Raw genomic sequence first — 21,969 nt, forward strand, 5'->3', positions numbered from 1 at the left:
AGCTAGGCCAAATTTTAGGCTTCGGTCTGTAATTTTTCATGGGTGCGTAAGGTATTGACAGAGTGCTTCATCACGTTAAAGTTCTTCGCAATATTTAAGCAATGGTCGCCGATACGCTCGAAGTCTGTGAGAATCTTGGAGTATTTAATGCTATTCTCAATGGTACATTTGCCACTGCTGAGGCGGTCAATTTGCTTGCGTTCAAAAGCGGCGTATTCCTCATCAATTTCATTCTCCAATTCGTGCACAGCTTCCATAATATGCGAGAAGTGATCCAAATCATCAATGTGTAAGAGCCCCAAGGTTTCCTGGCACAAGCGGTCCATCTCCCGCAATTCCTGCTCAGCAAATTCAGAGAAACTGCGGTTTTGGTCATGCAACTCTTCGGCCAAGTCGCACAAGTTAATGGCATGGTCCCCAATCCGCTCCAAGTCGGTGGCAATTTTTAGGAAGAGGCCACTCGAGTATAAGCCCGATTGCGGTAATTCATTGGCCATCATTTGTGACGTGAAAGAGATAATGGCCCGGTTCAGTTGGTCGATTGATTTTTCCCGGTCATGGATGGCCATAAAAACTTCTTCATCAAAAGCGATCACAATCTGAAAAGTTTCATGCAGGTTCAAAGTCACCAGTTCCAACATGTGTTGCACTTCGCGGAACAATTGCGTCATCGCCAAGGCGTTACTCCCGAAGTGGAAATCTTGGTCTAACAGGTCAAAATTTAAGAATTCCACCACACTAGGCACAGCAGGTTGCGGCTTTTCGGGGACTAAATGCTTGGCCCAACTCACCAAATGATAGCCAAAGGGCAAGAGGACAAGGGTCGTCACCACATTGAAAATGGTGTGCACGTTAGCAATTTGAGCAGCCGGATTATTGGGCGTCAATTTCATCATCACCGAAGTAAAAGGTGTGGTTAAGGTAATCAAAACAAATAAGGCCGCCCCGATAATATTGAAGATCACGTGGATGACCGCCGCACGTTTGCCGTTCGTGTCTGAGCCAATCGCGCCAATGACAGAGGTGATACAGGTCCCAATGTTTTGTCCGAATAAAATAAAGATCGCTTGCGGTAAGCCCAGCACTCCGCTCAGGGCCATGGCTTGAAGAATCCCTACAGAGGCAGAAGAAGACTGAATAATAGCGGTAAAGCCAGCACCCACAAGGATCCCCAAGAAGGGATTTTCAAAATAAGTTAAAATATTGACAAAATTAGGGTTGGAACGCAAGGGCGCCATAGCATCAGACATCATATTCATCCCAATAAATAAGACCCCAAGACCCGCAAAAATGGTCCCAAAGGCATTGATCTTTTTATCTTTGATGAAGAAAATCAAGGCCACCCCGACAAAGGCCAGAATAGGGGCTAGTGTGGTCACATCCAAAGCGACTAACTGCCCAGTAATGGTCGTCCCGATGTTGGCTCCCATGATCAGCCACACAGCATTTTTCAGCTGCATAATACCCGCATTAACAAAGCCAACAATCATTAAGGTAGTCGCACTGGAAGACTGGACCAAGGCAGTCACTAAAGCTCCCACGAGAACACCGACAAAGCGATTTGCTGTCAGGCGCTCTAGAATGTCGCGCAGGCGATCACCAGCGGCCATCTCCAAGCCATTCGTCATCATCTGCATGCCATATAAGAAGAGAGCTAAACCTCCCAGCAAACCGAGAAAACTCGCCAAATTCATTTACCGACACTCCTATCTACTGTCAATAAGCACTGCATTCAATGTATCTTATTTATTTTTCCTTGGCAAGTAAAATTTAAAAAACTTTAAGCGATCAAGAAAGAATCAATTAAATTGAAGACCTTTACTTGCCCGCCCTCATCCCTTCCTTTTGCGCGTCATTTTTTACCCACAAAAAAAGCCTAGTGCCGAAGCACTAGGCGTTAGGAAGGGCTAATTTTAGTACATTCCCATTCCTGGATTACCGGCAGGCATTTCTGGTGTATCTTTTTCTTCAGGACGATCAGCGACAACAGCTTCTGTGCTGAGGATAAGACCTGCCACGGAGCCAGCATTTTGCAAGGCTGAACGCGAAACTTTGGTAGGGTCAACAATACCCGCGTCGATCATGTTCACCCATTCATTCTTCGCAGCATCTAAGCCGACACCGAGATCTTTGCTGTGAATACGTTCAACAATCACAGAACCTTCTTCGCCAGCGTTTTCCACAATTTGACGAACCGGTTCTTCAAGCGCACGGGCCACAATGCGAGCACCGGTCGCTTCATCACCTTCAAGCGTGTCGAGTAATTTAACCACATCGCTTTGAACGTTCATGTAAGCTGTTCCCCCACCAGCGACAATGCCTTCTTCAACGGCGGCACGGGTGGCGTTAAGGGCGTCTTCAATGCGTAGCTTACGTTCTTTTTGTTCGGATTCGGTGGCAGCACCGACTTTAACGACGGCTACCCCACCCGCTAATTTAGCGAGGCGTTCTTGTAATTTTTCACGGTCATAATCAGACGTCGAGTCTTCGATTTGTTTTTTGATCAGGGCAATACGTTGTTCCAATTGTTCCTTGCTGCCTGCACCAGAAACAACGGTCGTATGATCCTTAGTGACAACAACACGGCCAGCTTGACCGAGGTGGTTAAGGGTCGCATCCTTCAATTCCAAGCCGAGATCTTCCGTGATCACTTGGCCGCCGGTGAGGATGGCGAGGTCTTCTAATTGTTCCTTACGACGGTCACCAAAGCCAGGAGCCTTCACGGCAACAACATTCATGGTTCCACGTAATTTATTGAGGACTAAGGTTGGCAAAGCTTCCCCTTCAACATCATCTGCTACAATGAGGAGGCTCTTACCTTGTTGAACAAGTTGTTCAAGCAATGGAAGAATATCTTGGATATTGGTAATCTTGCGGTCAGTGAGCAAAATGTAAGGATCATCCAAAGCAGCTTCCATTTTTTCATCGTCCGTTACCATGTATTGGGAGAGGTAGCCGCGATCGAATTGCATCCCTTCCACCACATCCAATGTGGTATCGATGGATTTCGATTCTTCAACAGTGATAACACCGTCTTCGCCTACTTTTTCCATGGCACTAGCAATCAATTCACCAATTTCTTCGTCACCACTAGAAATGGCAGCTACACTAGCGATGGCTTCCTTGTCTTCAACTTTAACAGAGTGTTCTTTTAAGCCAGCAACAGCTTTGCGAATTGCTTTGTCAATCCCCCGGCGAATGCCCACTGGGTTAGCGCCTGCTGTAACGTTTTTCAAGCCTTCGTGAACAATCGCTTGCGTTAAAATGGTTGCGGTCGTAGTCCCATCGCCAGCCACGTCGTTCGTTTTAGAGGCGACTTCAGCGACTAACTTAGCCCCCATATTTTCATAGTGGTCTTCGAGTTCAATCTCCTTGGCAATCGTCACCCCATCATTGGTAATCAAAGGTGAGCCAAAGCTTTGTTCTAAAACAACGTTACGTCCTTTAGGCCCTAAGGTAATTTTTACCGTATCAGCAAGTGTGTCAATCCCCTTAACGAGGGCTTGGCGGGCTGAATCTGAGAATTTAATGTCCTTTGTCATAATTTATCACCTCAAAATGTTCTAGCTGAAAAGTAAAGTTAAACTCAATTTTTGGCTAAATTTATGCGAGAACCGCAATAATATCTTTAGCCTTGAGCACTAAATAATCTTCGCCATCATAGCTGATTTCGGTCCCAGCATATTTCTCAAAAAGAATCCGGTCGCCTTCCTTCACTGGCGCCTTGAAATCTTCGGTATCTTCAGCGACAGCCACAACTTTTCCAATAAAAGGGTTTTCTTGGGAAGCTGATGGTAAAACAATGCCAGAAGCCGTTTTTTCTTCTGTTTCTTCTAATTGCACCAAAACACGCTCATTTAACGGTTTAATCATCTTACAACCTCCATAATTCGAAACTTAATGCACTTAGCACTCGATTAGATCAAGTGCTAATTCCTATTCCCTATACTAGACCATTTACCCATAAAAAGCAAGGTTTTTATTGACATTTTTTGACCTTTAAGAAAAAAGCCAGGTACTAACCTGACTTTTCCTAGTGATGATTCACATAATAGATGAGGGTTTGCAGTTCATTAGCGAGGTCCACCGTTTGCACATTCATCCAAACAGGGACATTCAAATGTGCCGTGGTGAAATTTAAAATCCCCTTGACATTTGCGTCGGCAAGACGGTCAGTAATGTCTTGGGCCGCTTCTTTCGGCACCGTGAGGATAACGGTCGTAATTTTTCGCTGGGTCAATTCCTGAACGATTTGCTCAGGGCTGTAAATCGGCACGTCATGCATTTGGCTGCCAATTTTTTTAGGATCACTGTCAAAAGCGACGGAAATATGAATCTGATTAGAGCGTTTAAAATTATAACTGATTAAGGCCTGGCCCAAATGGCCGACCCCCACAATCGCAACTTCGGTCAATTGATCCTGGCTCAGCACCGTCTTAAAAAATTCAACCAAATCTAAAACATCATAGCCATAGCCCCGCTTGCCCAAGGTTCCAAAATAAGAAAAGTCCCGGCGAATCGTCGCACTATCGATCTGCAAAGCTTCCCCCAACTCTTCTGAAGAAATCCGAGAATAGCCTAGCGCTTTAAAATGTTTCAAACTGCGATAATAGAGAACCAAGCGCCGGGCTGTTGCTTTTGGAATTTTATTCATAATTCGCTCCTCTCACCGGGGACAAGTCCCCACCTTCAGCATGTATTGTACCAAGACCCAAGCGATTAGGCAATAAGACATCTCTGAACAAAAATGGTCGAGCCTTGGGGTTAGGCTATGCTAAACTAAACATACTAAGAGAAATGTGGTGTGAATCATGATTGTACTTCAAGGCAATAATCTCGCCCGTTATTTTGGGGCGGAGGAACTGTTTGCCAATTTAAATATTACCATCCAAAACCATAGTCGCATTGCCCTCATCGGCAGGAATGGCAGCGGCAAGTCAACCCTGCTTAAAATTCTCACCGGCCTTAGCGAACCGGACGAGGGACAGGTGTACAAAAAACGCGGCCTAAGCATTGCCTATATGGACCAGCACAGCGGGCTCATGAGTGAGCAAACGATCTACGAGGAAATGCGGGCGGTGTTTAAGGAAGACTTGGCCTTACTCAAAAAAGCCGAAAAAGCCGCCGAAGAGCTTGCAGAACTGGCCGACGCTACGAAAAGCGTTGCCTACCAAGCTAGCCTGGACCGCTATGATCGCTTACAAGAAAAAATTCAAGTGCGGCAAGCCTATGCGGTGGACTCCCGCATTAAAATGGTGCTGAACGGCTTCCAGTTTGGCGAAGAAATGTATGACCAACCCATTAGTACCCTCTCCGGCGGCCAGCGAACCCGGCTCGCTCTGGCCAAGGTGCTCCTTGAAGCCCCTGATATTTTAATTCTTGACGAGCCGACTAACCATTTAGATATCGATAGCTTGAACTGGCTGGAGCAGGAATTGCCCAAATACCATGGCGCCCTCCTGCTCGTCAGCCACGACCGCTACTTCCTGAACGCCGTGACCAATGAGACAGTGGAAATGACTGCCCGTTCTCTTGAGCATTATGCCGGTAATTACGACTTCTACCTTAAAGAAAAAGCGGCTCGCTTGGAACGGCAAGAAAAAGCCTACGAAAAACAGCAAAAACGAATTGCCGAGTTAGAAGATTACGTGCAAAAAAATATTGCCCGGGCCTCGACCACAAAAATGGCCCAAAGCCGCCGTAAGCAGCTGGAGAAAATGGAGCGCTTAGAAAAGCCCACGACCGCTAGCCGGTTAGCCCACATGGATTTCCACGTGGCCCAGGAAAGCGGGCAAAAAGTTTTAGAATTGGATCAAGTGGGGGTGGGCTACGATACTCTACTCTCTGCTCCGATCAATTTAGATTTAAGGAAGGAAGAAGTGGTCGCAGTGGTCGGGCCTAACGGGATCGGTAAGTCCACTTTGTTAAAAACAATTATCGGCGAACTTCCTGCCTGGCAAGGAAAAATCCACTTCGGGGCCCATGTCAGCGTAGGCTACTATGACCAGGAACTTGGGAATCTGCGCTCGAAAAAGGATGTCCTCCACGAAATCTGGGACGAGCACCCCCTCATGAGCGAAGAAGCGGTACGAACCCTGCTCGGCCGTTTTCTCTTCTCAGGCGATGAGGTCAAGAAAACCGTGCGAAGCCTATCTGGTGGGGAAAAAGCCCGGCTCGAACTGGCCCAACTCTCCCTTGAGCACGATAATCTCTTGCTTTTGGACGAGCCAACTAACCACTTGGACATTCCTTCCAAGGAAGTATTAGAAGAAGCGCTCGATGCTTATGATGGCACCATCCTATTTGTCAGCCACGATCGCTATTTCATTAACCGCTTGGCGGATCAGGTGCTAGAAATTTCCGCTACAGGTTCCAAACTCTACCTGGGCGACTATGATTACTACTTAAACAAAAAAGCCGAGGAAAAGGCCCGGGCGGCTGCCACGCAAAAAACCACTCCCATAGAAAAAGGAAGCCCGAAGAAAAAAGAAAACTCCTCAAAAAGTCGAGATAGTGCTCGGGAAGCGCGGAAAGTGAAACGGCAAATTCAAGCGCAAGAAGAAAAAATTCAGAAGCTAGAAGAAGAAATTGCGGAATTAGAAGAAGCGATGACCCAGCCAGATATCTTCACGGATCAGGAAAAAATTGCTGGCTATCACGAAAATGTCCAAGCAAAAAAAGCTAACTTACAAGAAGCGCTAGCCACTTGGGAAGACCTCTTCCTCACCTTAGAAGCTTATGAGAATGAGTAAAAAGCATGCCCCCATGACAGGTTGGGGCATGCTTTTTTCTTAGGCAAAGTCTAAACTTGGTATCGCATCTAAACTTAAATCTGCAAAGTCGCCTTGCCGGTAATTTTCATAAGCAGCGGCGCCAATCATCGCCGCATTATCACCGCATAAGCTAATGGGAGGAAAATCTACCTTCACCTCTGGAGCTTCCTGAGACAAGCGTTGAGTCAAAGCATGGCGCAAACCTTGATTGGCTGCTACTCCCCCACAAACAATGACTTGCTTAACCGGTTTTTCCAGCACAGCCTGGCAAGTTTTCTCTACAAGCACCTCCACGGCTGCCGCCTGGAAACTCGCTGCAATATCCACAGCCTCCCAACTTTCCCCGCGTTGCTTCATATTATGCAGGTGATTAATCACTGCCGACTTCAAGCCACTGAAACTAAAATCATAGCTACCATCGCCAAGCATCGGACGTGGGAAGTTATAAATATCTTGGCCCTTTTGTGCTAATTCATCCATGGGTTTGCCTGCGGGGTAAGGCAAATCTAAGACGCGGCCAATTTTATCATAAGCTTCTCCCACCGCATCATCGCGCGTGTCGCCAATCTTAACAAAGTTATTGGGCGCCTGCATGTAAAGCAATTCTGTATGTCCGCCACTGACCACCAAGGCTAAGGCAGGGTAGTGTTCTCCGTTCACCAAGCGATTTGCATAGACATGGCCCACCAAGTGATTGACCCCAATGAGCGGCAAGCCATGAACGAGAGCCAGGGTTTTGGCGGCTGTTAAGCCAATCAGTAAAGCCCCCACTAGTCCGGGTCCCTTAGTCACTGCAATAGCTGCAATATCAGCCATGGTAAGGTCAGCTTTTTCGAGGGCCATGGCAATGATCTGATTAATCTGCTCCACATGGTGGCGGCTCGCAATTTCAGGCACCACCCCACCAAAGCGCATATGGCTTTTCACCTGAGTGGCCACAATATTACTGCGCAGATGGCGACCGTCCTCAATCACTGCCGCACTGGTTTCATCACAGCTTGTTTCTATTGCTAAAATATTAACTCCCATACAAACCTCCTCATTCTGCTATTTTAAAAAGCGCTCCTAATCCGCGCTAGTCACCAAGCAAGCCAGCAAAATTGCCGATTCGCCTGTTTGCTGGTAGTAATTTTTCCGCTCACCCGTAATGAAAAAACCTCGTTTTTTATAAAACGCCTGAGCCTTTACATTGCCTTCCCTCACTTCTAACGTTAATTTAACGCAATGCAGGCGGCGGGCATAATGCTTGGCTTCCTTCAGTAAATAAGACCCCAGACCCCGGCCTTGCCAAGCGGGCAGGAGTAAAAAATTAGAAATATGTAGGGTTAGAGCTTGCTTGCGGCAAGCTAGAAAACCCAAAAGCAAGCCATCTAAATAGGCTAGTAAATAAGCGGAATTCTGGCGCCCAACCATATCGAAGTAAAAATCCTCCGCCCGCCACCACAAGCGCCCATAAGCCAAGCGCTCCACCGCTAACATTTCGCCAATTGCCCCCGCTTGGCCAAAAGTAAAGGTCACCTGCTGGCCTTGATAATGGTAGGGCTTAGGCAAGGGCAAAAGTGCCCAAAGAGGTTGCTCCTGCTGCCAGCGCCAGCGGGTCAAACAGGCCTTAATTTTACTCCATGCGTTCCACATAATTAGCACCCAAGTCAGCTTCCGGATGCTCGCCCAACCAGCGCTCTTCAGCCTCGGCAAGCTTGAGATAAGCGGGCTTAAAGGTCATCTCGTCCTCCCGCTGCCAGGGCAAGGCCGCCATCTCTGGGGCTCGAAGAACGGTTTCTTGACCCACCAGGCGCCCACGGATTTCAGCTAGCATAACAACATCCATATAGGTCCTAAGGCGGCTCAAATCAGGCGCCAATAAAGTGATAGGTAATTCAGCAGGTAGACTTTGGATGACTTCTGGCAGCCAGACATCTAAAGGTGCATGCTGGCTTTCTCTAACGGCTTGTAATTGCTCGCCTTGCCAGCGGAAAGCACCGCCAAAAACATTGCCCCGTCGTGCATCAAAAACAGACAGCACCAAGCCAGGCACCGGGCCAAGAGAACTCGCCAATAAGGCCAAGCTATCTACTGAATAGAGCGGAATTCTTAAAGTCCAAGCAAGCATTTTTGCCACAGTAGCGCCAATGCGCAGGCCCGTATAGGAACCTGGACCCCGACTAACAACCACGGCCTCCAAGTCTTCATATTTATAATCTAATTGCTCCATCAAACTAGCGAGTAAGGGCAGCAATTGCCTGGAATGCTTAATTTGCGTATTGGTCGTTAATTCCGCGAGTAAGTCCTCCCCTTGCATCAAAGCCAAGCTCAAAGACTGACTCGACGTATCAAGTGCTAAGTAGAACATGCGCTGCGTCTCCTTTCTCACATTTACCGTAAAATTTCCACCACATTTTTCTCAGCCGCAGCACGGGCGGGAAAGACACTGAAAATGACCCCCACCAAGACTGAAATTAACACCGCTAAAAAGGCGGTACCAAAATCAATAGCCGCATCAAAAGGCAAAAATAAAGAAACTATAAGAGCAATACCAATGCCAAAGCCGTAGCCAATAATCCCGCCGAAAGTGGTCATCGCAATACCTTCACAGAGAAACTGCCACTGAATACTGCCCTTGGTGGCTCCTAGGGAACGCCGAATGCCAATTTCCTTCGTGCGTTCAGAAACAGAAATGTACATCATATTCATCACGCCAACACCTGCAATTAACAAGGAAATCGCAGCGACAGCAGCCACGAAATAGGTAATCATGTTTAAGGCATTGCCAATTCCTTCCATGATATCACTCATATCGAAGAAGGAATAGCTCCCATCAGAATTTGCCGAGCCTTCCTTGTTCAAGGCATCGGCGGCTTTTTGGGAAACTTTTTTGATATCGACACCTTCATCAAAAAATAATTTGACGGACCAAGCATGCTCATTTTCATCATCAGCAAGAAAAGTGCTAAAGGTGGACATTGGAATTTTAATGTCAGCTAAAGTTTCCATACTCCTCTCACTGTCTTCGTTTTCGACCAGACTAAAACCGGCTTCACCCGCAGGAAAAACTCCCACAATCGTGAATAGCGTCCCTTCAATATCCATGATTTTTCCGAGAGCTTTCTCCTCCTCCCCGCCAAAAGTCTCAGCCACATAATTACTACTGACCGTTGCAACCCGTGCTGTCGCTGTATCATCCGTAGGGGACAAATTACGGCCAGCTAAGATCTCGTCTTCAGTTTTTTTGACATTGGCAGTTTGGTAGGATTCACTTTGCCTAGCATAGCTCACCGACAGGAATTTCGGCTGTTCGTTCATTTGATTCTTCATCATTTCGACCTTATCCACCCCAGGCACACGCTCTAATATATCTAAATCTGTCCGTTTGAAAGGCTCTAAAGTTTCAAAAGTATACGCATCAAAATTGCTGGGCTGGAAACTTAACGTCTGACTCGGGCGGCCGCCCTCGTCATCGGTCAACTCATTCATGGCATTTTTCCTAAAGCCATTTCCCAAGCTCATAATCGTAATCACCGCCGCAATGCCAATGACAATTCCAATCATTGTCAAAACTGTCCGCCGCCCATTCATCCGCATGGTGGCTAAGGAAGAACGAATAATTTCACTGAAGCGCATGCTGGGCCTCCTTTACCGTTAGTTGGGTATTAACAAGAGCATCACTTGACGAAGGCGAAATTTCCGACAAGCGGCCATCCACAATACGTAAATGCCGGCTAGCGTAACGTTCTAATTTCGGATCATGCGTCACCATTAAAACTGTCACGCCATCTTCCTTGTGCAAGGCTTCAATCGTATCCATAATCATGGTCGATGTTTTCGTATCCAAAGCCCCAGTCGGCTCGTCCGCGATAATAAATTCAGGCTCATTAATGAGGGCACGCGCAATGGCGACCCTTTGCTTTTGCCCACCTGATAATTCGAAAGGCTTCTGATCTAACTTATCCCCTAAGCCCACACGCTCTAAGGCTTTAGCCACCTGGTCCTTGGTTTCTCGAACGGTCATCCCATGGTAAAGCAAGGGCAAGCGCACATTTTCCGCCACAGTCATTGTTTGAATCAAATTAAAGTCTTGGAAAACAAAGCCCACCATTTCATTTCTTAGTTTAGAGATCTCGTTGTCCGTTCTTTTTTCCAATTGCCGGCCCTGTAATTCATAGCGGCCCTCAAAGTCATGATCCAAAAGCCCCAAGATATTAATCAAGGTAGATTTTCCTGAGCCCGAGGGACCCATAATAGAAATAAATTCCCCGCGTTGAACTGTTAGCTGAATATCATGAAGCACTTGCGTCCGCAAGCTTCCACGGCCAAAATACTTATTGACATGGCGAAGTCTAAGCATGGGAGGGTGAGTTTTAGCCATTACGATCCTCACCTTCTCCCTCGTTTTTGTTTAAATCCACCTGCACTTCTTGGCCATCTTTCATCCCTTTAACATCCTGGACCAAAATATCGTCAGCCTTAGCCCCTTTCATGAGGGCATAGCGGTTTCCTTGTTTTTCAATGGTCACCGCTTTTTTCTTGGCCTGACCGTCTTCAACGACGAAGACATAAGTTTTCCCGCGTTCCTTAATAAAGGCCGATTCGGGAACAATAAAGCCCGGCATTTCAAAAGTAATCGTCACTGAAAAACCTGGTTGGATTTTCTTTTCGGGCCGGACGGTAAATTCATACTGGGCATTCCCATTACTCCCGCCCGCATTCTCTATACCAGGCTGCATATCTCCATCGGATACGAGGGCAGGGCTACTACTTTCATTAGGCACATTTTCAAAGGAGAGGACTTCGCCCTTTAACTTTTCATTATTAGCAGGCACTACCAAAGAAACCCGCCGACCTTCTTGAAGGAGGTAGAAATCATACTCACCTGCTTGGCCAAGCACGGAGACATCTTCACTGATTACACGCACAAAAGGCTTGCTGTTGTCATTTTGCCCTTCTAAATCCAACATCACCCGGCCATGAGTACGGGCTTTTACCAAGGAACTGGCTCGATTTTCTAATTGCTGAATGTTCCATTCCACATCTTCAATTTGCTGATTTAAGGCACGTAATTGTTCTTGGTAGGATGCTTCGGCAGCCTGGGCGGCCTCAGCTGCCTGGCCGGTATCAAAACCAGGAGCGGGGACTTCCGTTTGCCCACTTTCATTAAGACCGGGGTTAGCTGCCCCATTCTCTAAGCCCATTGTCCCCTGCCCAGGTACTGCTTCGGGAGCTTCTTGCACCGGGGCATTCATAAACTGAGCCACAATCGGATGCGAGGGCGCCACCTGGCTCATCCCTTGACCCACAGCGCCTTGCTGCTGTAATTCTTGACGCTCGTTATATAAGCGTGTCTGCTGGCGTTTCAAATCAGCCAATTGATTCTCCACCTCCTCTTGGCGATAGGAAAATAGCGGCTGACCCGCTTCCACGGTCTGCCCATCAGTCACAAAAAGTTCTCCCAAAGGCCCCCGCTCTTCCTGGTAGAAGTACTTATCATCTGTCTCTAGGGCAGCCTTGCCTTTAAGGGCTACTGGGTCTTGCTTTTGTAGGGTAATGGCTTCTATGGATGGCTCATCCGATTGATCCTTCTGTCCGCCAGGTTGATAAAGCATATTCCAACCGATAATACCGATCACGAGCAGGCTTGCTAGCCCCCCTAATATCCACCATAGCCACTTGCCCTTTTTCATCCGAATCATCCTCTCCTTAAGTTATCTCTATTATACACGAACAAGTTTTGAAAACAATTTCCAATAGCACTAGCCTTGCATGTTATAGGCCAATCCACTATATTAAAAATACGAGATAAAATTAAAAAGAAAAAATAGTTAGGAGGTTACTATGGATACCTTATTGGAGCGCATTAATGCCTTAGCCCGCAAGGAAAAAGATGAGGGGCTTAATAAAGAAGAAAAAGCCGAGCAGAAGAAATTACGCGCCACCTATTTAAAAGCCTTTCGGGAACAATTTCGTCAAACTCTCTTAAATACAAAGGTCGTCGATCCCAAAGGCCAGGATGTCACCCCCAAAAAATTAAAAGACGCCAAAAAGCAGCGTCAACAAAATAAAAATTAAACTTTGCCCACCGAAAAGTGGGCTTTTTAAAATAAAGACCACTCCCGCCTGACAGGAGTGGCCAGAAAAAAACAAAAAATGAAAGGGTGATGCAACCGTTTCCGATTGCTTCAAAATAATTATACCATGTTTTGATTTGAAAAGGAAGGCTTTTCATTAAAATTTTGTGAGCAAGGCTCGGAAGAAACAAACTAGACTTGAATATCCTGATGGTTGACCAGCCACAAATGGCAAGCAAAAATAAGAGCAAGCGCTACAATTCCATATAAAGCCCAATGCCAAAAATTGAAAGTCTGATATTGCGTCGCCAAAAGTAGCGTCCGCCCTAAGGGGAGAAAGGGTTCAACCTTTTGGTGAAGGCCAAGCGAGCCCAGCAAATAATTGGCCATACCATAAGGAATACCACTGAAGTAAATCAAACAAAGCACTATACCAATAAGTTGATGGTTGAGCAGTTGGATAAATAAAGCAACCGCCGCCCATAGCACCATAATATATAAGAAGAAAATGACAAAAAATCGGAGAAAGAGCAATACATTCCCCACTGGCAATTGCTGGAATACCGGATTCACCAATAATTTTACTCCGCCATCAAGGCAAACAAGTCCTGCCATAACTAAAAAGCTATAAATCGCCCCCACACAAAAGTCGGCTCCCAGAATATAAAATCGACTTTGTGAATTAAAAATCACATTTTTTTCAAAACGATATTGTACCAATGCACCACAAAAGAGGCAAGAAACAATTGCGGTAAGTTAGTGTCAAGCAATGCTCGGTCAATCATAAAGAACTCTATCTCGTATCTAATTATTCAAAAGTCACTTCGTTTTTGTGCTAAAGGACGCTGCGTTGAAAAGCAGTGGCACCGGCTTACGCTTCATAGAAGCTTACGCCTGACCGTCCTATTCTGGCTCTATGTCGTTGGATAGGCCTCGCTACGCTCACCCTATCGGCACTCCGAGAGCCAGATATACGGACGGCCTGCTAACACTGCTAACGCAGGTCTTTAGCACGCACTCCGTGTCTTTTGGCGAAGCAGCTAACAAAATGTATGGTATAATTTCCCGACCATACTGCTTGACACTTCACTTGGAATCGTGCCCTGATGGGCACCACAAGAACTTTGTTGCGGCCTGTGACATAGTATTGCCCTAACAATCCCTGGATATTCGGGTATAAATGGGCTTGTATTAGCTTCAATATCTGATCGAACAGCTTCTTCAAAACAATGATTAGATTGAGCGGTGATAATGGCAGCCATTGCTGCTGCGCCTTGACGGGTCCAATTTCGTCCTTGCTTTTTCATGCGATAAGTATAAAGCCGATGGCCTGCTTCACAAACGCCACCGGAAAAATGGTTTGGTAAGCCTCGCTGCTCTGCTGGTTTAATGAGTAACCAATTCCTTTGAAGATAAGCTCTTAGAGCTTCAATTTCAGCCAAAAACTCCTGATGATGGTGCCAGCGACTTTCACAGGTCTCCAAAGTAACTTGAACTCCTTCGAAATCATAAGCCTTCACTTTTTTAATGACCAATTGACGTATTTTATGATCAAAAAATAGGCGCGTTCTGATTTTTTGAATGACATGAAATTTATCGCAGAAATGTTCATGCCGAAGGCATACCCCAATCATCTCGTTAAAATCTTCCTCCGTATAACCACTGCCACCATCCGAATTAGAAATCACAATCGTTTGATGTAAATCATAGTAGGAGTTAAGAAATCGGCTAACTTTTTCTCGAAGGGCTGCACTAGATTGAACAGAAGAAAAATAATGAGCTTGAATAAGTTGATGCCGCGAAGTGGATCGATCGACGCCTTCATAGAGAGTCACACGGTGTAGTTGAAGATGTTTTGTCCTTTTCCCTTTTTTCTTCTTCTTAGTGATTAAAACCCCATCCCCTTCAATGTACAGAAAAGGAACGGATCGTTTTTGAGAGTAAGCCAGTTCCTTCTCTTCTGCTTTTTTATTCTCAAAGCTTAAAATTTTTTGCCCAATTTCTTGAACAATATGATGTGCGGTCTGATGCGAAATACTAAAAGGCATTAAAGCATTGAAGGCTTCTGCAGTCGCACGAAAAGTTTGCTTCGTACAAAGCTGGGCAATTTTTTCTTTGACCTGAGAAGAAAGATGACTTCTTGCTTCTAGTCCTAAACACAAATCTAGGGGAAGAAAGCTAGAGTGACCTTCTTTTTTCATCCGACAGCGTCTAAAAGTGACGGCACCAAACATAAAACATAGTGTGCGTGGTTCATAGCGAGCAATTTTCCAGCCTTCGGCTTGGTATCTTTGAATTAATTGCTGATCAAGTTGAGTGAAAACCGCTGCAAGACATTCACAGCAAAAATTGCTTAATATCGGATAAACAAGATCTTCAAAGTCACCTAAAGATGAGCAATTTTCCGTCTTTTTTAGAATATCTGTGATAATATCATTCATGAGGACATCTTCTTTCTTTTTTTTGATCAACTTAAAGATAGATGTCCTTTTTTTATTTTTCAAGTCTTACCGAGCATAATTTTACACTAAGTTGCGGTAAACATTTGTATCAAATTACCTGAAAAAATGAGAACTAGTTCATCTATTCTTGTCTTTACCAACAAAGTATTAGACAAATCAATTTGGTTCGTTACAACCTTTACGCCATCAATTGCTGAAGAAATATCAATATCTTCTGGTATTACTGTAAAGGCACTAATCCCTACTATTAAAAACAGAGCTAACGTTAACAGCCAATAACTTTTAGTTTTTAAGAAACGATACAATTCCATTTTATAGTAGTTAAACATTGGACCCTCCCCGACTCATTTGCGCATAAAAGACTTCGATGTCATTATTCGCTGCTTGAAGATCGTGTTGCAGAACTGCTTTAGGCTCATGATAGAGCAGCTCGCCCTGATTAAGAAAAGTAAAATAAGTAGCGAGTTTCTCTAATTCATTCAACAAATGACTTGATATGATAACTGTTTTTCCTTCTTTTTGATTTAAAGCTTGCAATAAAGATCGAATCTCAATAATCCCAGTAGGATCTAAGCCATTAATCGGCTCATCTAAAAATAGAATATCAGGATCCCCCACTAGAGCCATTGCCAAGCCTAGACGCTGTCGCATACCTAGTGAGTAATGCTTAACTTTCTTATTTTCCACTTCCCGTAAATCAACCTTGTCCAATAAACTTTCTACCCCAGAAGGAGAAGTTGGTAAGCCCAAAGCTAGCATTTTTAACTTTAAATTATCAGCGGCTGTCAAATAAGTAAATAAACCGGGATGTTCAAGAAGAGATCCTTGTAAAATATTTTGTTTTTCAATAATTCTCCCTTCGCTAGGTGTTGCCAAATGAGTTAACAATTTAAGTAAGGTTGTCTTCCCAGAACCATTCGGACCAATAACACCATGAATTTCCCCTTCTTTAAATGCTAAGGAAATATTTTTTAGAGCCGCCTGCCCCCCATAATATTTACTTATTGCTTCCAAAGCAACAATATCATTCATCTTTTTCTTTTCCCCCAGTCTGTTTTCATTATCAAAATAAAGGAATAAAAACAATTTTTCAGTGATAACAAGTTAACCAAATCCCTTTTTATTTTTCACTCCCAAAGCTTTTAGAAATTAAATAAATTTAAAGTTATATCCTTATTAAGATAAGACACCACAGAACGTTTAATAGTTTTCATGAATATAGAATCATACGGTCTGATTAAGTAAAGAAGAAATTTTCCCTCTCAAATTAAATTAATAGGGTGACTCACTAAAAAATATTTGATGTATAGTTCTTATATTCAATAGCTACTCTCTTAAATTATTTTTCTTTACAGAGGATTTATCATACAAGTCTGCTATATTTTCTACACTAATATCATCTCTAATATAAGTCTAACCTTCATTAAAGAAAATAAATGCAGCCACCTGATCAATATCTAATTTTTGTACTTCCTTCTGATTTTTTATTAGGTTCACATCGAAATACACAATTCTTTCTTGATGTTTCTTATTTTCTTGCATCAATACCGGCTTAATGTCACGACATGCGGGACAAGTATCCATTCCGATAAAATATTACAGTAACATTACCGGTAGATACTGCTCATATTCAATATAGTACAAAATTTTAATTATTTCCCTAGTAATTAGTGCAAAGTTCCTCTTTTAGCTTGACTTTATCCCTTAGATTTCTTAAAATAATTTTAACTTTATATCTCATTATGCTTTTACTTTAAAACTAGAAAGTAGGATAAAATGAATATTTTGCTTTTCGATCATAATGAACTCGTCGCTTCCTGCTTACAAGTACTTTTAGCAAAAGAAAATATCAATTTATTTTATTGCAGTACGGCAGCGCGTCTTTACGACGAAGTCGAAAGGCAGGATCCCCAATTAATCCTACTCGATATGTTTAATAACGAAGACGCTTTCTTAATTGCAAAAGATATTCTGTCATTTAAACCTAAACAGAGCATCATATTTTTTAGTGACAAACAGCACGACCTCCATCATTTACGTGCCCATAAAATTGGTGCTAAAGGTTTTATATCACGCACGTTACCTTTACCGCATTTTATCGAAAAGATCAAAAAATTTAGGGAAGGATACACGAACCTCAGAAGCAGCTCCCTACATCCTCATCTCACTAGAAGAGAAAAGGCAGTTATCGAGGCTTTAATACATACTGGCAACCAGCGTGAGGCTGCTAACCAACTATTCATTAGTAAACGAGCTCTCTGTTATCATTTGCAAAACATTCGCCAAAAACTTGCTGTCAAATCAACGCTTGCCGCCATTGTCTACTGCATTCAACAAGGTTTAATCTACTGCTAGTTTCCCCTTATTAGCCAAGTTTATTCTTAAGCAAATCTGTGATAGCTAATTTCCTCTTACTGTATGGAGAGATTAATACACACTCTCGGCAAAGCTTTAATATTATTAAATTCTATGAGTCTCCGCTCTCCTATCCACACATTTATTTAGCTGTTAAAAATTCAAGCGGAAGTATTCCTAGCTAATAAGTCAAAAAAAAACAAAAAACTAGAGAGATCGAAGCAAGCATTCATCAGTTGTATATTCACCGATTTCAGCATAATGACCTTTTTATTTATCTTCAACTTTAAGCATTAATCTACTCTGACTCATGGTCCATTTAGGGGGTCAACGAGAGCATAGAAAAAGGCGATAGCTAATTGCCATCACCAGATTATATTAAAACGAATAATTTTTTCTATTTTTAGACTTATTATCCTATGACTCTACCTTAAATTTGTTTGGCAAACTTCACACGACGGTTAATGAAGGCCATCACTGGAGCGGTTAAGCTTAAGATAAAGACTTCACTGATGAAAGTGGTGAAATAAGTCGCCCAGAAAGGAAGATCAAAGGCCATTTTTAATTCCAAAGCCACGATAAAGATCATCACGGAGAAAACTAAAATAGTCGTTAAATAGCGGAATTTCTCTTCCTTAATTTGGCGGAAGAGCCAATCGCAAATAAAGAAACTGAGAGCGGTATGCAAAGTTCCGAAAACGAGGTCATACCAGCCTAAACCATTCGCAAAGCCATAGAGGTTGGATATGAACACTCCAGCGATCACTCCCCATTTATATTTAGGGTGATAAATGTTCAAGTGGTTAAGTCCCTCAGATAAGCGAAACTGCAGGGGGCCGTAAGCAAATTCCGGCAGTAAATAGAAAATAGCAACATAAATTGCCGCCACCAGAGCATTGGTGACGAGCGAACGAACATTTTTTCCTCTCATGGTAAAACTCCTTTAGTTTTTTAATGTTGGCAGGTTACGAACAACAAAGCTAGTATAGCATGATTCACTAAGAAAGACTACAGCATCTCTGAGTCCACCAGCAAATACAGAGCTTTCATATCGTTTCCATCTATGGTGTAGATCGTTGAATATATCTCCTTTAGGGTGTGACTCATTCCAATGTCTCTTGTGGGATCAGTAGTTTAATCCACGTGCTGAGGCGCTTAGAGGAAAAGAAATGTAAACTAGGCTGATTTTATCCTTCACGATCGCACAAATTGCGCTTTATTAAACCTTTGTCGTCAAAATGGCGAGAGCCTGCGTGAAGGCCAAGCTACAGGCTTTTTTGTCCTGATCTCCGCTTGCCCTTGTTTTCCTTCTCTTTTTGCGCCGTCTCCCATTTGTCACGTTCCGCATTGATCATCTTGGCCACATCGTCGCGGGTGAAAGTCCGGCCTTTTTCTTCGGTTTGTTTTTTTTCTTCTGACATGTGCTTTACCTCCGCAGTTACGCTGCTAATCGAAAATTTAGCGGTTACGCCGCCAATCGAAAAAGACAACACCTTTTTACGTCTTGAGTGCTTTGGACAAACAAAAAAAGCCGTCCTAAAACGACTTTTTTAAAAACGAAAAAAATTAATAAATAACTTGTCTCCTGACTTCAGGATCACCAACCTCTTGCGATAAAGGATCGTTGTTGTCGATTCGCTGACGTAATTTCTTGGCGGCCTTAAACCAAAGTTCAGGTTCTGTCGCTAAAGGATTAACAACAGGGACTGTATAATCTAAAGAATAGGGACCAAATTTTTCTTGATAATCCTCCACCGCTTGGTAGTAAGCTTCAAGGCCCTCATCAAATGTTTTTGTTTTCATCTGTTTCCCCTAACCTTTCACCAATAGACCTAGTGTCAAATGCAACATCTCAGGGTCTTCGTCTAAAGTGCTCCAAACCTTTTTCCCATGGCGATCATATTTCTTAAAATACCTTTCATCAACAAACAAGCCCTCTAAGCCCGTGCTGAGTACCTCAGTAAAGTTGTCGTAATATTTGCCCACATAGGGACTGACAAAAGCGTCTGGTTTCGTCACTTCGTTACGATCATACATTGGTTTTTTAGTCCCAATTGCCTGATCCATGGTCACATACTCGTCGTTTTGAGTGCGGCGATCCACCCATTCCTTTTCAATCCGCACCACCTCAGGGTTTGCCCACTGAACCAGATGGCCGATCTCGTGATAAGGCGTTGTTTTTCTCATGCCCTCCATCGCAATGGATACATAGCCATATTGGAAGTCTGCTAAGCGGGTGTCATAATATCGAGCGGATGGTGTTAGTGCCCCAGGGGCAAAATAACCACGATCAAACTTGCGGGTGAGCCACCTGACGGTTACCTAAATACTCCGCCCAAGCCTTAGGATAGTGAGCAAAGGCATTGGCTAGTAGCTTTTTATTGTTAGCATTAGAATATTTGGCAAAAGTGACCTGCCCGCCAACCTCGCGGAAATGACTCACCATTTCACTCATCTTTTCCTGATCGCCTAAATGCTTGGTGACATCGAAGTGTTCCGCTATCTTCTTCCCTAATTCTATCACATCTTGATGGCTAGCGGAAATAATGACTAACTTAAAACTACCATAGCTTGGGCATAGTGATCCGTATGCGTAATAGAGACGTAGCATTCTCCTTCATAAGGAGTTTTGGTGATCTGGGGCTGCCCTGATTTTCCAGGCAGAATCTCAATCGCTGTAAATTGTACTTCGCCAACAAGCCCTGTCCCTAAAGCCTTGGCAAAAGCTTCCTTAGCTGCCCACCGACCAGCTAAAAATTCTAGCCGCCGCTTCTCACTAGTCATCCGCTGCCACAGATCCATTTCCCGAGCTGTCAAAACTGACTGGGGGAAACGTGGCTGATGATTGACTGCTTGCTTAATGCGCTCAATTTCTACTAAATCAGTTCCAATGCCCTTAAGCATTAATGTTGCCTCCTTCGCCGCTGTTTTCCTTTTTTCCGAGCTTGATATGGCTTCTTAAATTTCTTGGGCCTACTGATGCGACTAAGACGAATCGAGCGCACATCTAAAGCCTTCTCCTGACTTTTTAGGAGCAGATAAGCTAAATCATCAGCACTAAACTTGGCTGTCAGCTGTTTTACTGCCGTTTGATAACGATTATGATCGGATGTTTTTTGCGCCAAACTCTCAGCTTTGTGGATAATACGTTGCATTTCTCCATTAAAGGCTTCCCGCTCAGATTTTGGCTTCAAAGGAGTCAAACAAATATGACTAAATTGTTCAATAGCTGTTAATTGGGGCTGGTCCCCTGGGCCAACAAAGGTCAGAGCACAGCCAGAAGCGCCAGCCCTTGCTGTCCGTCCCACCCGATGTACATAGCTTTCTGCTTGTTCAGGAATATCATAATTAATCACATGGCTCACTTCCGGAATATCTAAGCCGCGAGCGGCCACATCCGTAGCCACTAAGAGAGTAATTTTTCTCTGCCGAAACTGTTGGAGGAGGAGCTGGCGTTTGCTTTGACTAAGATCTCCATGTAAGGCTTCAGCCGCATAGCCCGCCTCCATTAATAAACGGCCAAGGGCATCCACCCGTTGCTTGGTTCGACAAAATATCAAAGCCAAGCGCGGTCGCTCCACAGCTATAAAGCGAATGAGTGTGGTATATTTTTCCTCTTCCTGCGTTAAAGTAAAGAAGTGCAGCAAATTACTAGCCGTAACCGTGCCTTCCGTTGTTTTAATATGCTTGGGTTCCCTTAAGAAAGTCGTGGCTAATTGTTGCATGAGGCGCGGCCAAGTGGCGGAAAAAAGTAACGTCTGGCGTTTCCTAGGCAAAAGACGCCGAATGGCTTGCAGTTCTTCCATAAAACCCATGTCGAGAAGTTCATCAGCCTCATCAAGAATCAGTTTTTTCAAATTATTTTGGGGTAGTAAACCCCGCTCCAGTAAATCCAAGACCCGTCCCGGTGTCCCCACGACAATCGCTCGGGGGCTTTTTAATTGCCAGCGCTGGCGGCGAATAGCTTGGCCTCCGTAAACAGAAATCACATCCAGGCCGGTGCCTGGCTTAAGGTCCTCCAAATCTTGGGTAATCTGCTGGGCTAATTCACGCGTGGGCACCAAAACTAAAGCCTGCATCGTTCCCCCGTCCGGTTTGAGGGTCAAGAGTAAGGGCAAGGCAAAGGCCAAAGTCTTCCCCGTTCCCGTCGGCGCTTGGGCTAAAATATCTTGGCCAGCCAAGGCCTCAGGCAGCACCTTTGCTTGAATAGCCGTGGGCTTTTGAAAGCCTAAATGCTGGCAATTTTTCACCAAAGCTTCATGACCAGCAAGTAAAGTTGCAAAATTCTCCATAATGTCCTTTCAAAAAAACCTGCCGCAC

The 21,969-nt window shown here is 44.3% G+C and carries 25 protein-coding genes; 3 read left to right on the forward strand and 22 right to left on the reverse strand.

Annotation, left to right across the window (positions count from 1 at the left end):
• Positions 1 to 14: 14 nt before the first annotated feature.
• The 4 genes from WF803_RS01940 to WF803_RS01955 all read right to left on the reverse strand — a co-directional run bounded on the left by WF803_RS01940 (position 15) and on the right by WF803_RS01955 (position 4,654).
• A complete protein-coding gene (locus WF803_RS01940) occupies positions 15 to 1,694 on the reverse strand; it encodes a Na/Pi cotransporter family protein (RefSeq protein ID WP_489611450.1) in 1,680 nt (559 codons plus the stop codon).
• 219 nt (positions 1,695 to 1,913) lie between these two features.
• Positions 1,914 to 3,542, reverse strand: coding sequence for a chaperonin GroEL (groL, locus tag WF803_RS01945; protein WP_489611451.1), 1,629 nt, complete (start codon positions 3,540 to 3,542; stop codon positions 1,914 to 1,916).
• Positions 3,543 to 3,603: 61 nt separating this feature from the next.
• Positions 3,604 to 3,873, reverse strand: a complete 270-nt coding sequence (locus WF803_RS01950; RefSeq protein WP_489611452.1) for a co-chaperone GroES — start codon at positions 3,871 to 3,873, stop codon at positions 3,604 to 3,606.
• Between the two features lie 160 nt (positions 3,874 to 4,033).
• Positions 4,034 to 4,654, reverse strand: coding sequence for a redox-sensing transcriptional repressor Rex (locus tag WF803_RS01955; RefSeq protein ID WP_489611453.1), 621 nt, complete (start codon positions 4,652 to 4,654; stop codon positions 4,034 to 4,036).
• Positions 4,655 to 4,811: 157 nt separating this feature from the next.
• Here WF803_RS01955 and WF803_RS01960 point away from each other — a divergent pair, with 157 nt between their 5' ends.
• On the forward strand, positions 4,812 to 6,752 hold the full coding sequence (locus WF803_RS01960) for an ABC-F family ATP-binding cassette domain-containing protein (RefSeq protein WP_489611454.1): 1,941 nt from the start codon (positions 4,812 to 4,814) through the stop codon (positions 6,750 to 6,752).
• A gap of 39 nt (positions 6,753 to 6,791) precedes the next feature.
• Here WF803_RS01960 and tsaD read toward each other — a convergent pair whose 3' ends face one another.
• Genes tsaD through WF803_RS01990 form a run of 6 tightly spaced genes read right to left on the reverse strand, consistent with a single transcriptional unit; the run spans position 6,792 to position 12,448 of the window.
• Complete coding sequence (gene tsaD, locus WF803_RS01965) at positions 6,792 to 7,802, reverse strand: tRNA (adenosine(37)-N6)-threonylcarbamoyltransferase complex transferase subunit TsaD (protein ID WP_489611455.1); 1,011 nt, start codon at positions 7,800 to 7,802, stop codon at positions 6,792 to 6,794.
• Between the two features lie 36 nt (positions 7,803 to 7,838).
• Positions 7,839 to 8,408, reverse strand: a complete 570-nt coding sequence (rimI, locus tag WF803_RS01970) for a ribosomal protein S18-alanine N-acetyltransferase (protein ID WP_489611456.1) — start codon at positions 8,406 to 8,408, stop codon at positions 7,839 to 7,841.
• Positions 8,389 to 9,123, reverse strand: coding sequence for a tRNA (adenosine(37)-N6)-threonylcarbamoyltransferase complex dimerization subunit type 1 TsaB (gene tsaB / locus WF803_RS01975; protein WP_489611457.1), 735 nt, complete (start codon positions 9,121 to 9,123; stop codon positions 8,389 to 8,391). The genes rimI and tsaB overlap by 20 nt, the downstream gene beginning before the upstream one ends.
• Positions 9,124 to 9,146: 23 nt before the next feature.
• Positions 9,147 to 10,391 (reverse strand): ABC transporter permease, encoded by a 1,245-nt coding sequence (locus WF803_RS01980; RefSeq protein WP_489611458.1) that lies wholly within the window; start codon positions 10,389 to 10,391, stop codon positions 9,147 to 9,149.
• Positions 10,378 to 11,115, reverse strand: a complete 738-nt coding sequence (locus WF803_RS01985) for an ABC transporter ATP-binding protein (RefSeq protein WP_489611459.1) — start codon at positions 11,113 to 11,115, stop codon at positions 10,378 to 10,380. Before WF803_RS01985 ends, WF803_RS01980 begins: the two co-directional genes overlap by 14 nt.
• Before the next feature lie 13 nt (positions 11,116 to 11,128).
• Positions 11,129 to 12,448: a hypothetical protein gene (locus tag WF803_RS01990; RefSeq protein WP_489611460.1), complete on the reverse strand. Its 1,320-nt coding sequence runs from the start codon at positions 12,446 to 12,448 to the stop codon at positions 11,129 to 11,131.
• A gap of 151 nt (positions 12,449 to 12,599) precedes the next feature.
• Between WF803_RS01990 and WF803_RS01995 the strand changes: the two genes are divergently transcribed.
• Positions 12,600 to 12,833 (forward strand): DUF896 domain-containing protein, encoded by a 234-nt coding sequence (locus WF803_RS01995; protein WP_489611461.1) that lies wholly within the window; start codon positions 12,600 to 12,602, stop codon positions 12,831 to 12,833.
• Between the two features lie 191 nt (positions 12,834 to 13,024).
• Here WF803_RS01995 and WF803_RS02000 read toward each other — a convergent pair whose 3' ends face one another.
• From WF803_RS02000 to WF803_RS02020, 5 genes are all read right to left on the reverse strand, one after another.
• Positions 13,025 to 13,447, reverse strand: a complete 423-nt coding sequence (locus tag WF803_RS02000) for a hypothetical protein (protein ID WP_489611462.1) — start codon at positions 13,445 to 13,447, stop codon at positions 13,025 to 13,027.
• A gap of 425 nt (positions 13,448 to 13,872) precedes the next feature.
• Entirely contained in the window at positions 13,873 to 15,303 is a 1,431-nt protein-coding gene (locus WF803_RS02005; protein ID WP_489610582.1) for an ISLre2 family transposase, read from the reverse strand.
• A gap of 56 nt (positions 15,304 to 15,359) precedes the next feature.
• Positions 15,360 to 15,623 (reverse strand): hypothetical protein, encoded by a 264-nt coding sequence (locus tag WF803_RS02010; RefSeq protein WP_489611463.1) that lies wholly within the window; start codon positions 15,621 to 15,623, stop codon positions 15,360 to 15,362.
• Complete coding sequence (locus WF803_RS02015) at positions 15,616 to 16,326, reverse strand: ATP-binding cassette domain-containing protein (protein WP_489611464.1); 711 nt, start codon at positions 16,324 to 16,326, stop codon at positions 15,616 to 15,618. Before WF803_RS02015 ends, WF803_RS02010 begins: the two co-directional genes overlap by 8 nt.
• Positions 16,327 to 16,707: 381 nt before the next feature.
• Entirely contained in the window at positions 16,708 to 16,878 is a 171-nt protein-coding gene (locus WF803_RS02020; protein WP_489611465.1) for a thioredoxin domain-containing protein, read from the reverse strand.
• Between the two features lie 192 nt (positions 16,879 to 17,070).
• On the opposite strand from WF803_RS02020, the gene WF803_RS02025 reads away from it, so the two are divergent.
• The gene (locus WF803_RS02025) at positions 17,071 to 17,649 is read left to right on the forward strand and encodes a LuxR C-terminal-related transcriptional regulator (RefSeq protein ID WP_489611466.1); all 579 of its coding nucleotides are present in this window, start codon (positions 17,071 to 17,073) and stop codon (positions 17,647 to 17,649) included.
• A 430-nt stretch (positions 17,650 to 18,079) separates the two neighbouring features.
• Here the strand turns inward: WF803_RS02025 and WF803_RS02030 are convergent, their stop codons facing one another.
• The 7 genes from WF803_RS02030 to WF803_RS02060 form a co-directional block, all read right to left on the reverse strand.
• A complete protein-coding gene (locus tag WF803_RS02030; protein ID WP_489611467.1) occupies positions 18,080 to 18,580 on the reverse strand; it encodes a QueT transporter family protein in 501 nt (166 codons plus the stop codon).
• A gap of 334 nt (positions 18,581 to 18,914) precedes the next feature.
• Complete coding sequence (locus tag WF803_RS02035; RefSeq protein ID WP_489611468.1) at positions 18,915 to 19,070, reverse strand: hypothetical protein; 156 nt, start codon at positions 19,068 to 19,070, stop codon at positions 18,915 to 18,917.
• 145 nt (positions 19,071 to 19,215) lie between these two features.
• On the reverse strand, positions 19,216 to 19,452 hold the full coding sequence (locus WF803_RS02040; protein WP_489611469.1) for a hypothetical protein: 237 nt from the start codon (positions 19,450 to 19,452) through the stop codon (positions 19,216 to 19,218).
• Between the two features lie 9 nt (positions 19,453 to 19,461).
• A complete protein-coding gene (locus tag WF803_RS02045; RefSeq protein WP_489611470.1) occupies positions 19,462 to 19,836 on the reverse strand; it encodes a hypothetical protein in 375 nt (124 codons plus the stop codon).
• A gap of 103 nt (positions 19,837 to 19,939) precedes the next feature.
• A complete protein-coding gene (locus WF803_RS02050) occupies positions 19,940 to 20,173 on the reverse strand; it encodes a hypothetical protein (RefSeq protein WP_489611471.1) in 234 nt (77 codons plus the stop codon).
• Between the two features lie 26 nt (positions 20,174 to 20,199).
• Positions 20,200 to 20,553, reverse strand: a complete 354-nt coding sequence (gene acpS, locus WF803_RS02055) for a holo-ACP synthase (RefSeq protein ID WP_489611472.1) — start codon at positions 20,551 to 20,553, stop codon at positions 20,200 to 20,202.
• On the reverse strand, positions 20,553 to 21,941 hold the full coding sequence (locus WF803_RS02060) for a DEAD/DEAH box helicase (protein ID WP_489611473.1): 1,389 nt from the start codon (positions 21,939 to 21,941) through the stop codon (positions 20,553 to 20,555). Before WF803_RS02060 ends, acpS begins: the two co-directional genes overlap by 1 nt.
• Positions 21,942 to 21,969: the final 28 nt, after the last annotated feature.

Source organism: Aerococcus sp. BD502 (assembly GCF_057919555.1).